Genomic DNA, 9,476 nt, shown 5'->3' with positions numbered 1-9,476 from the left:
CTCTTAGTAGCGTTGGGGTGCGGCCATTCCCTGTTCCGCCAGGGTGCTGGCCGCTTCCGCACCCTGCCTGATGACGACGAACTGATGATTGACCAACTCGCTGACCTGGCGCGGCAGATGCCCGCCGACCCCATGGCCCAGCTGGTGTTGCGCGCGCAGGCGATAGCCGACGCGGCGCGCACGAGGCACGACAGCCACAGGCCGGACAGCGCAAGCGGCACGCCCGCAAATGGCGATCAGACCCGCCTCGACTCCCGCATCGCGCACATCTAGGATGCCGCCGGAAAAAGTGGGGGAAGATGGGGCGACGCCAATTGGCGGGGCGCCAGGGGAAGTCATCGGGGCGCGCATCGATATCGAAGAATGGTCCGACATCGTGCGCGCCCCACCATCGCCGCCGCCCAGGCGCGCACCGTCAGCGACAGTGAGCGTCAGGCGCGCCGTGAAAGCAGCGGAGATTTCAGCCGAGATATTCATGGCTGGAAAATCTCGTTAAATGGAATTTCTATGTCAAGACAATTCTTAAAATCGGAATTCAAGATCGTTGCCGATGGCGTCGACATGCATAAGATGGTCGCCATGACCCAGGACAATCTCGATGCTGCAAAGGCTGAGCCGGCGAGCAGGCTAAAGACCGCGCGCGCTAGGCTGTACAACACCGCGAAGCAATTCGCGCACGTCATTGGCATGCCTTACACAACATATGCGCACTATGAAGCTGGCCGCAGCACCATTGATACTGAGTTGGCGCAGCGATTCGCCCCGAAGTTAAATGTATCGGCAGCCTGGCTGTTACTTGGGGACGGTGAAGATACTGGCCAGGCCCCCGAGGGCGCCACGCAGGCCCATGTATTTGGCATGCCAGTTCTACCCGTCAGCGAAAGCACGGGCCTTCAAGAACTGCACCGGGAAATGGGGAACCTTATCCGCAAGGGCCATTATGCCATGGCGGCGATCTACGCAGATTTGCTTGCCGCCCGATTGCGACTTGCAGATATGGCCAAGGACGCCTGAGCCTTACTGCCCAACACAAGGGCGTAAGGGCACGCTTCCAGGAGGAGCGCCGACAGCACGTAACTGCACCCTCGGTACAAAATCTTAATAGTCCCACTTACAGCAATTGAAGCACCTATAGTACGCACGTCGCCATCAGGGAAAAACAGATGGGAGCATTCGGCTCCAACTATGGTTTCAGTGCAATTTGAGACGACCTGAGCGCAATAGAGCGCTTCGCCGATCTTTACTTGGACGGCGCCCAGAAGATTCGCGGCAATCTGCGTCTTCAACGACAAAACCTCAACGCTCATCACGGCTCCACTGCCCTACGGTCCAGCTACGGCGCATTCGTGGCACCGCGCAGACCGCGAACGGTATATGCCCAATCGGGAGGTCTGCTAGCGAAAAGACACCTCGAAAGGCTAGAAAACTACGTCCGTAGGCAACCGGGCGTATTCGTCAAACCACACTTGACGCGACCACTCGCCACACTGGCAATCCTATTAGGAAGGCTCGCCGTCGTTTAACTGGCGTTAACAGGAAGTTGATCATTGTGCTGCCGCCATGTGCGCAGACTCCGACTCGACGCGCAGCGAAACGGCACCTCGCCCTACTGGTCTGCCCCGGACAGCGCCGCCGCCAATTCGACTTCCAAGCCCTTCACAATTTCCAGAGCGGCGCGCAGTTCGCCATGTTCAAGCACAGTTGCGATGAGACGCGCCTTGTCGGCGTAGGGCCGCGCCACACGCACGGCGGTTGGCTCTTCTTCAGGGATTAGATCACGGGCGGTACAGCCCAGCGCGGCGGCAATCCGCTGCATCCAGATCAGCGTGAGCGGGATGCGACCGGCCTCCAGCTTCTGAATGGTCGAAGGCCCACAGCGCGTCAGGGCGGCCAAGGCCTCCTGCGTCAAGCCGCGCCGTTCCCGTTCGATTTTGATGTTGTTGCGACCATGCTGTGCCATGCGCGCGATGATGGCGACGGCGCCCAACACCGACCACGACCTGATGAGGATGTAACATCCTTATTGGGATTATTTCATTAAAAATCAAGCGACAAGGAGCCCAGCGGGAACCCCAAGGCACCCCGTGGGCACCGCCGCCTACCCGCGCTGGGCGATAAAAATTCCGGAAATTGAGCTTTTTTCGCTTGCGTCATAATTCCAGTTATTGGAATTGTGAGGGGCATCGCACTCGCATTTGGAGATCAGAATGAGCGCGAAGACAACCGATCTCAGCATGAAGCCCACACACCTGAGAGGCAGCTTAGGGACAAAGCGTTCGAACGCTTGGGACCTGGCCAGCGGATGGGCCGTCCTTCAGTCGCTGCTGTGCCTGGTGGTGGCCATCCTCGCCACCCTCACCAACGCCGGCGGCCAGCCATGACCCACCGCCTCCGCCGCCGGCTTCGGCGCCACACTGTCGCGCTGCGCTTCCTGTCCCCGATGGGTTGGGGCGCCATCGTGACGCTGATCGCTCCGGCCGCAATCATCCTGCTGGAGAAACTGCCGTGATCGCCCCAACCGCCCGCCCCGCCTTCGGCGGTGCCGTCAGCATCCTGACGCCCGTGCTTTCGGACGCGCCCGCCACGCTTCGGCACCTCGCCAACGCCCTGTCGCAGGTCAGCCGCCCGCCCTTCAACGGATGGTGCACGGCACAGCGGTCCGTCCTGCTATCGCGGATCGTGCCGCAGCGCTTGCGCCTTCCTGCGATGCTGGCCCATTGCGCAGACGCCTACCTGGGCTACACCCCGCCGGCGACGCGGGCGGCGGTGCTGCAACTGGCCTTCCGGTCGGGCGGAAGCGACCCGTTCGACGCTCTGGCCGCCCCCTTCCTCATCATCGTCAGCCGGCGCTTCGGCCTGGACTGGCCGCTTAGCCTTGATGACCAGCGCATCATGGCCGAAGCGCAGGGCGCCGCCCTGGCAACGGAATTCCGCGACCTGTACCACGGCGAACCGCCGAGCGACCTGGGGCCGCCCTCCACCCTGAAGTTGACGCCGGCTGTTCACCCCGCCGTGGCAGCTGAGGCCTTCGAACTGCGCTTCCGCCAGCTTCAGGAAATCGAAGCGACACGCGCGCGGGAGGCCGCCAGGGCGCGGGGCGCGGCATGACCCAGCGCGGCCACAACCGGGGCCCGGAGGCGCCGCCGGCGGAATGCCTGGAGTGCGGCGGCGATTATACCCGCGTCCGGCATGACCAGAACTTTTGTTCCGACTTCTGCCGCAAGTCGTGGAACGCCCGCCGGAAGGAACGCGGCCTAGCCATCTTCGACGCCGCCTATGACTGGATCGCCAACAGGCGCGGAAGCGCCCTCACGATGCTGTCGCGCCTGCTGCGCCAGATGGCACGCGAGGACAGGGAACGGCGGGCCGCCAACAAGGCCGCCGCCGACCGCGTGAAGGCCGCCAAGCTGGCCGGCGACTGACCCCAACACCACCGTCCGATTTCACCAGGCCGCCGAACACCGTTCGGCGCCAACGCCCCAACTCACCCTTTTTTCAACGTAGAGGACACCGTGACCCGTAAGACGAAACTGGCCAGCCTGGCCCTTGATCAGCACATCGGCAGCCGCATCCGCATCCGCCGGACCCTCATGGGCATGTCCCAGGAAAAGATGGGCGAGGCCATCGGCGTCGCCTTCCAACAGGTGCAGAAATACGAGAAGGGCGCCAACCGCGTTTCCGCGTCGATGCTGTGGCAGTTGTCCCGCGTCCTAGACGTCCCGGTGTCGTTTTTCATGGATGGCTTTGACACGGCGACGCCGCCCTCTGACGGCTTCGACCGGTTCCGCGGATCGCTGGAGATTGCCCGCGTCTACAACCAGCTGCCGCCCAACCTGCAAGACTACATGCTGGACGCCGGCAAGGCCCTGCTGCGTTCCGCCAACGCCGTGACCAGCACCGCCACCGACCTGGCCGCCTGATCCCATGGCCGCCGTCGCCCTTCTTCGCCTGATGGCCCAGCTGCGCGCCCGCCGCGAAGTGCTGGGCTTGTCGCAGGCCGAGGTGGCGCGACGCATCGGCATAACCCGGGCCGCCATGTCGCTAATCGAAGGCGGCCACACCTTCCCGGAACTACCCCGCTTCGTGAAGTGGGCGGAGGCGCTGGACATGGACCTCGTCTTGAAGCCCCGCCCCACCAAGCCCAAAAAGGAACCGCGCCCATGAGCGCCATGCCCCCCGCCGGCGTCGACGTCCGGTGGCTTCCCTCCGACTATCTGGACGAGACGATCCCCGACCCGCTTCGGCAACCGTCCGACTGGATCGTGCAACTGCCGGACGGCCGGTGCGCACTGATCCCCAACGATCTGGACGGCGACCTGGATACGCCCGAAGGCCTGCCCAGCGCCCTTCTGCGCCTGGCCGACGAAGACCCATCCGCCATCACCATCCTGACCGATGGCATGGTGGTGAAGTTCAGTTGGACCCACTCCTTCGGCGCGGACACCCTCCTGGTCGCCGGCGACGGCCGATGGACCCTCGCCAGCCATGGCGAACAGGTGCCGACTGTGCCGGGCGCCGTCACCCTGGTGTGCCTGACGAACGATCCCGACTCCCTCTGCGAGGACCCCACCACCTTGGTGCAGGAGTACCCGGAGGAATTCGAGCTTGCCGCCAACGGTGAGCGCGGTGCGGAGGTGGACCTGTGGTGCTGGTCCAACAAGAGCGTGCCCATGGTCTACAGCCGAGGGGAATTCCACCCCGCCGTCCAGCCCGCCGGGGGTGGGGCATGAAGGCCTTCATCGCGCTCGCCGCCATGGCCCTGCTGAGCGGATGTGAGCCCCAGGCCGCCGCCGACACCCCGGGCCCCGGACGCTGGGCCCGGGTGCTGACCGACGTCGAAACCGGCTGTCAGTACCTGGAAAGGGTCAGCGGCGGCGCCCTGGCGGTGACACCCCGCCTCGACGGCAACGGCCGGCCGATGGGCTGTCACAGCCCACAGCACCAGCACCCCGACGTCCCGGCCACCCCCGACACCCATTGGTGATCCATGAGCACCCACACCATCCTCACCCCCCGGTACATCCACATGCTGGCGCCGCTGCTGGCGGAGACAAACCCCCGGCCCGACTATGACCTGACCGCCTTCTACATCGAGCCGCATCCGGCGAAGGGTGCCCTTATCGTGGCGGGTAACGCGCACAGCATGGGCATGTTCCATGACGCGGACGCCATCTGCGCCGCGCCACTGTCGGTCCGCCTGCCGCGCTACATCATCGACAACTGCGCCACCATGCCCCTGCCGGAACTGTTCGACGAAGGCTCCGTCTACACGCCGTCGGCACCGGCGTGGATGGTTCCGGACAAGCTGATCATCACCGTCCGGGAGGGCAACCAGCCGCCCGCCATCGCCATGGTGACGCATTGCAGCGAGGATGAAGACCACCGGGGCGTCCTGGCGTGCGCCACAGAGGAAGAAGGCGTCGCCATCGTCACGGCGAAGAAGGCGCCCGACTGGCGCAAGCTATTCCCCACCCCGGACGCGGCCACGTCGCCCCAGCCGATCCAGCTGAACCCCGCGAAGCTGGCGGACTTCCGGCGCATCACCGACGCGCCCAACGCCTGGACCTCGGGCTTCGGCCTGATGATCCACCACTACCCCGCCACCACCCGAACGCCGCCGGACGCCAGCATCGCCATCCTGCGCGTGCCCTACTACCCCAACTTCATCGGCGCCCTCATGGGCATGCGCGGCACGCCCGACCAGAACGCCACGCCGGCTATCCCGGACTGGCTACCGGCCCCCGCCACCACGCCGGCGGATGAGGTGGCGGCATGACCGACACCACCATCGACCGTATCCGGCGCGGCCTGGCGACCCACTTCGGCATCGACGCCAGGGAGGTGAGGCCCACCACCGTCATCGCTGATGACCTTCATGCCGACAGCCTCGATGAGATCGAGATCACCATGCTGCTGGAGGACGAATTCAACCTTCCCATCCCGGATGGCGCCATCACCGGGACCAACTTCACCACCGTGCAGGACCTGGCCGACTACATCGCTCGCTGCCTGCCCGCCACGCAAGGAACCGCCGCATGAGCGCGCAACTCGCCCTGCCGGTCAGCGCCACCGCCCTGCCGGCCCTGATCCGCGACATCCACCGCGCGCTGCACGCCCGCACGGCGGAGGCCGCGCCCACGGCGCCCACGCCGCTGGCCGGGCCTGTGCCCGCCATCGCTATCCGCAAGTCAGTGACCCCGGAAGACATTGTGTGCCTGGAGTGCGGGCGCCGCATGCAGATGCTCAAAGGCCACCTGGCCGCCGCCCACGGCCTGACGCCGGATCAGTACCGAACCCGCTGGGGCCTGCCCGACAACTACCCCGTGACCGCCCCGGCCTACTCCGCTACCCGCTCCACCCTGGCCAGGCGCGCGGGCTTGGGCGCGCGCCCGGCGCGGCGGGGGAAATGACCATGACGTTCAGCCCCCAGGGCCAGCCCAACGCCGCGCCGGCGGCGGCATCAGCCGTGAAGACGCTCATCCTGTCGCTGGCCGATGCCAACCTGACCGAAGAAGACGCCGTGCTTCTGTCCCTCATTGCCCAGCTGCACCAGAAGCAAGCGCTGCTGTCCCGGCTGCTCAGTTCCAACGTCGTCGCAACGAACATTCGGCAGGGCAAAGTGGCCATACTCCAGCCCGGCACCACCTATCAGCCGAACCACTTGGCGATGCTGGCGGCGTGGCTGGACGATCTTGTCACCGTCGGCGAAACCCCCGGCGGCCGTCTTACCCACGACGACGCGATGCTGTCGCAAACCGGGCACGACATCAGCCGGTCCGTGGCCGGCGGCCACGGCACCGTCACCCGCGAATTCCGGGTGGCCGCCGCCTTGGTCCGGCACTTCATGAGCGAGTTGGCGAAGGCACCCGGGGGAGCCGCATGAGCCCGACCACATCACTCGCCATCGTGTCCGTGTCCGGCGGTAAGGACAGCACCGCGACCGCGCTGCTGGCCCTCGACCGGTATGGCCATGACCGTTGCCGCTTCGTGTTCGCGGACACGGGCAACGAACACGAACTAACCTTGGAGTACGTGCAGGACTACCTACCGCGCCGGTTGAATATCAGCATCGACACCGTGCGGGCGGACTTTAGCGCGGACATCGCCCGAAAGCGGGTCTACGTGGCGGAGCAATGGCCCAACAAGGGCGTCCCGGCCGAGGTGGTTGAGCGCGCCCTTTCCATTCTCCATCCCACGGGCATCCCCTTCTTGGACCTGTGCCTATGGAAAGGGAGGTTCCCGTCCCGCAAGGCACAGTTCTGCACTCAGGAACTAAAGCGCCGGCCGCTGGACAAGTATTTGCTCGACCTCTTGGCGGCGGGCCTGATCGTGGAAAGCTGGCAGGGCGTCCGCCGCGATGAAAGTGACGCCCGCAGGGACGCGGCAGAGAGGGAGCGCGCCGCCGAAGGCTGGTGGATTGAACGCCCCATCGTGGACTGGTCCGCACAACAGACGGTTGATTTCGTTCTCAGCCGGGGTGTCCAACTGAACCCGCTCTATAGTCAGGGGCATTCTCGGGTCGGCTGCTACCTCTGCATCAATGAGTGCAAGGACGGGATCAACAACGCCTCCCGCCGCCACCCACATCACATCGACAAAATCCGTGAGTGGGAACGGCTGGTTGGCATGGCGAGCAAACGGGGGTTTTCCACCCTGCTGCACCACGCTGACGGGGAAGGGCACGACGCTGAACACGCCTTCCGCCACTGCAACATCGACGCAATGGTGGCGTGGTCCCGCACGGCATTCGGCGGCCGTCAGTTCGACCTGCTGAAGTTCGCTGCGCCGCCGTCGTGCTCCAGCACATATGGGCTGTGCGAATGAGCGGCGCACCGGTCGCCACCGACCTTATCGGGGAGACGATTACCCACCAGCCACCAGGCGGCGGTGCCTGGGGGCGTAGCGCCAGGCGGGAAGTCAGGAACCCCGTTCTGGCGCTCCCCGCCGCCCGACAAATCCTGGACTTGTCCAGGTCAGAGCGCCGCGTACTCGGCGCCCTGTTGCGCGACCTGGCTGTCCAGGCGCGCACGAGGGCGGAAGAGGCCTGGAAGGCCCGAAAAGGAATCATAGCCGCCTACTGGCAGGCTAATGCCGTCTACGCCAAGCACTTGGCCCGCGTCATCGACCCAAGGCAGTAACGCAACGAGGACAATATGAGCACCAAGACCTCCGCCACCCCCACGAAACTGGCCTGGAGCATGCGCGAGTGGCGCGCGGCTGTCGGCCTCGGCGCTACCAAGACCCAGCAGCTCGTGAACGAAAATGCGGTAGCTTCAGTGAAGGTTGGCGCTAAGCGGTTAATCACGACACCGCCAGATACCTTCCTTAAGCGTTTGCACGAGAGCGTTTGAAGTAATTGTGGGTGCAGATACGTTAATGGATCTGCACCCACGCCGCATCATTGAGAGATGAACTAACGACGCGAAGTGCGTGTTAACGAAACAATCAGTCGGTCTACCATCGAGAATGCACCAACGAGTATACTATTCTCGCCTTTTCTCATTAACAGTTTTGATATCTTCCTCGCTTCTAAGCTCATGTCACTAATCGCCACCACAAAGACAGTAATTATTCCAAATATGACTATGCTGTTATGAGAATAAAATGATAAATTCTCAAGAAAGTCTGGTATAATTCTTGGAGTTATTGTTTCTATCATCTGCAATAAGATATTTAACAGCAAAATTACCCGTATAATTTTCATTTCAGCCACCCGCCAGGGCAAGTTCAATCTCAATCTTATAAGAGAGGAAGAGGGCCGCTGCCGCCCCAACCGCTATGATTAAAATCCAAATTGCCCGAACGTCAGAGTTGAGCATCGAAGCAATAACCGGCAGCATCATTATAAATAGCCAAAATTGCATGCCGTGTACCATAGTGATATTTACAGAATTTGGTCGCGATCTGAGGCTGAAATTCACCAACGTATTTCCACATACAGCGACGCATAGTAGTATTATCTGCAAAAACCAAAATGATAAATGGCAATATGCTTGATCTGATTTGGGAAATGAAGCGGGATCGGACCAAATTAGGCCGGCAGTTCCAATTTGAAGTCCAATCGGAATCCCAGCTATTACCACGCCTGAGAGAAATTTTTGGCGCGCCAGCGATAAAACAGTGTTGGATGAAGACTGAGCCATGCTCGACATAAGCCCACTCTGATGATCTGACGCAACCGAATATAGGCGTATGGAGGAGAGGCGTCTAGGTGCGATGCCGCGGATCGCCGCCACCGGACGCCTTCCTTCAGCGCCTACGTGAGAGCCTGTGAAGCGGGAAGGGCCAGCCCCAGGCGTCACACCCCTTTCTGCGCCCCGATCCGTTTAAACGGCACAGGCATCAATCATAAACCACGAAACTTGGCTGGAACAACTGGCCGTGCAATTGGCGCCCGCCTTCGAATAGCTCGCTTGCGGCTACACGGCTAGGGTTGCTCAGAAGTGGGTGTCGGCGACGGGGCCACCGAATTGTCC

Annotated in this window: 18 protein-coding genes; 15 read left to right on the top strand and 3 right to left on the bottom strand. The window is 63.0% G+C overall.

Annotated features, from left to right (window positions below):
• Positions 1-3 precede the first annotated feature (3 nt).
• The gene (locus tag Y958_RS31365; RefSeq protein ID WP_145727871.1) at positions 4-189 is read right to left on the bottom strand and encodes a hypothetical protein; all 186 of its coding nucleotides are present in this window, start codon (positions 187-189) and stop codon (positions 4-6) included.
• Between the two features lie 174 nt (positions 190-363).
• Here Y958_RS31365 and Y958_RS11515 point away from each other — a divergent pair, with 174 nt between their 5' ends.
• On the top strand, positions 364-1,014 hold the full coding sequence (locus tag Y958_RS11515; protein WP_088872088.1) for a helix-turn-helix domain-containing protein: 651 nt from the start codon (positions 364-366) through the stop codon (positions 1,012-1,014).
• 592 nt (positions 1,015-1,606) lie between these two features.
• Here the strand turns inward: Y958_RS11515 and Y958_RS11510 are convergent.
• Positions 1,607-1,987 carry a helix-turn-helix transcriptional regulator gene (locus tag Y958_RS11510; protein WP_088872087.1) on the bottom strand — a complete coding sequence of 127 codons (381 nt, stop codon included), beginning with the start codon at positions 1,985-1,987 and terminating at the stop codon, positions 1,607-1,609.
• Between the two features lie 220 nt (positions 1,988-2,207).
• Here Y958_RS11510 and Y958_RS31955 point away from each other — a divergent pair, with 220 nt between their 5' ends.
• The 14 genes from Y958_RS31955 to Y958_RS11445 all read left to right on the top strand — a co-directional run bounded on the left by Y958_RS31955 (position 2,208) and on the right by Y958_RS11445 (position 8,351).
• Entirely contained in the window at positions 2,208-2,381 is a 174-nt protein-coding gene (locus Y958_RS31955; RefSeq protein ID WP_186291163.1) for a hypothetical protein, read from the top strand.
• On the top strand, positions 2,378-2,509 hold the full coding sequence (locus tag Y958_RS32790; protein ID WP_276328576.1) for a hypothetical protein: 132 nt from the start codon (positions 2,378-2,380) through the stop codon (positions 2,507-2,509). The genes Y958_RS31955 and Y958_RS32790 overlap by 4 nt, the downstream gene beginning before the upstream one ends.
• Entirely contained in the window at positions 2,506-3,108 is a 603-nt protein-coding gene (locus Y958_RS11505; RefSeq protein ID WP_088872086.1) for a hypothetical protein, read from the top strand. Before Y958_RS32790 ends, Y958_RS11505 begins: the two co-directional genes overlap by 4 nt.
• On the top strand, positions 3,105-3,422 hold the full coding sequence (locus tag Y958_RS11500) for a hypothetical protein (RefSeq protein ID WP_088872085.1): 318 nt from the start codon (positions 3,105-3,107) through the stop codon (positions 3,420-3,422). Before Y958_RS11505 ends, Y958_RS11500 begins: the two co-directional genes overlap by 4 nt.
• Positions 3,423-3,512: 90 nt before the next feature.
• Positions 3,513-3,920, top strand: a complete 408-nt coding sequence (locus Y958_RS11495; protein WP_244909273.1) for a helix-turn-helix domain-containing protein — start codon at positions 3,513-3,515, stop codon at positions 3,918-3,920.
• A 4-nt stretch (positions 3,921-3,924) separates the two neighbouring features.
• Positions 3,925-4,164, top strand: a complete 240-nt coding sequence (locus Y958_RS11490) for a helix-turn-helix domain-containing protein (RefSeq protein WP_088872084.1) — start codon at positions 3,925-3,927, stop codon at positions 4,162-4,164.
• On the top strand, positions 4,161-4,730 hold the full coding sequence (locus tag Y958_RS11485; protein ID WP_088872083.1) for a hypothetical protein: 570 nt from the start codon (positions 4,161-4,163) through the stop codon (positions 4,728-4,730). Before Y958_RS11490 ends, Y958_RS11485 begins: the two co-directional genes overlap by 4 nt.
• Entirely contained in the window at positions 4,727-4,984 is a 258-nt protein-coding gene (locus tag Y958_RS11480) for a DUF6440 family protein (protein WP_088872082.1), read from the top strand. The genes Y958_RS11485 and Y958_RS11480 overlap by 4 nt, the downstream gene beginning before the upstream one ends.
• A gap of 3 nt (positions 4,985-4,987) precedes the next feature.
• Entirely contained in the window at positions 4,988-5,776 is a 789-nt protein-coding gene (locus tag Y958_RS11475; protein ID WP_088872081.1) for a hypothetical protein, read from the top strand.
• Positions 5,773-6,039, top strand: a complete 267-nt coding sequence (locus tag Y958_RS11470; RefSeq protein WP_088872080.1) for an acyl carrier protein — start codon at positions 5,773-5,775, stop codon at positions 6,037-6,039. The genes Y958_RS11475 and Y958_RS11470 overlap by 4 nt, the downstream gene beginning before the upstream one ends.
• Positions 6,036-6,410 (top strand): Ros/MucR family transcriptional regulator, encoded by a 375-nt coding sequence (locus Y958_RS11465; protein ID WP_088872079.1) that lies wholly within the window; start codon positions 6,036-6,038, stop codon positions 6,408-6,410. The genes Y958_RS11470 and Y958_RS11465 overlap by 4 nt, the downstream gene beginning before the upstream one ends.
• A 2-nt stretch (positions 6,411-6,412) precedes the next feature.
• Positions 6,413-6,883, top strand: a complete 471-nt coding sequence (locus Y958_RS11460) for a hypothetical protein (RefSeq protein WP_145727870.1) — start codon at positions 6,413-6,415, stop codon at positions 6,881-6,883.
• Positions 6,880-7,824: a phosphoadenosine phosphosulfate reductase domain-containing protein gene (locus Y958_RS11455; protein ID WP_088872077.1), complete on the top strand. Its 945-nt coding sequence runs from the start codon at positions 6,880-6,882 to the stop codon at positions 7,822-7,824. Before Y958_RS11460 ends, Y958_RS11455 begins: the two co-directional genes overlap by 4 nt.
• Positions 7,825-8,153: 329 nt before the next feature.
• Positions 8,154-8,351: a hypothetical protein gene (locus tag Y958_RS11445; protein ID WP_088872076.1), complete on the top strand. Its 198-nt coding sequence runs from the start codon at positions 8,154-8,156 to the stop codon at positions 8,349-8,351.
• A gap of 354 nt (positions 8,352-8,705) precedes the next feature.
• Here Y958_RS11445 and Y958_RS31360 read toward each other — a convergent pair whose 3' ends face one another.
• Entirely contained in the window at positions 8,706-9,143 is a 438-nt protein-coding gene (locus Y958_RS31360; protein WP_145727869.1) for a hypothetical protein, read from the bottom strand.
• Between the last annotated feature and the right edge of the window lie 333 nt (positions 9,144-9,476).

The organism is Nitrospirillum viridazoti CBAmc (assembly GCF_000730165.1).
GTDB lineage: Bacteria > Pseudomonadota > Alphaproteobacteria > Azospirillales > Azospirillaceae > Nitrospirillum > Nitrospirillum viridazoti.
The sequence above is the reverse complement of the archived record's forward strand: the minus strand, read 5'-3'. Positions and strand labels throughout refer to the sequence as shown.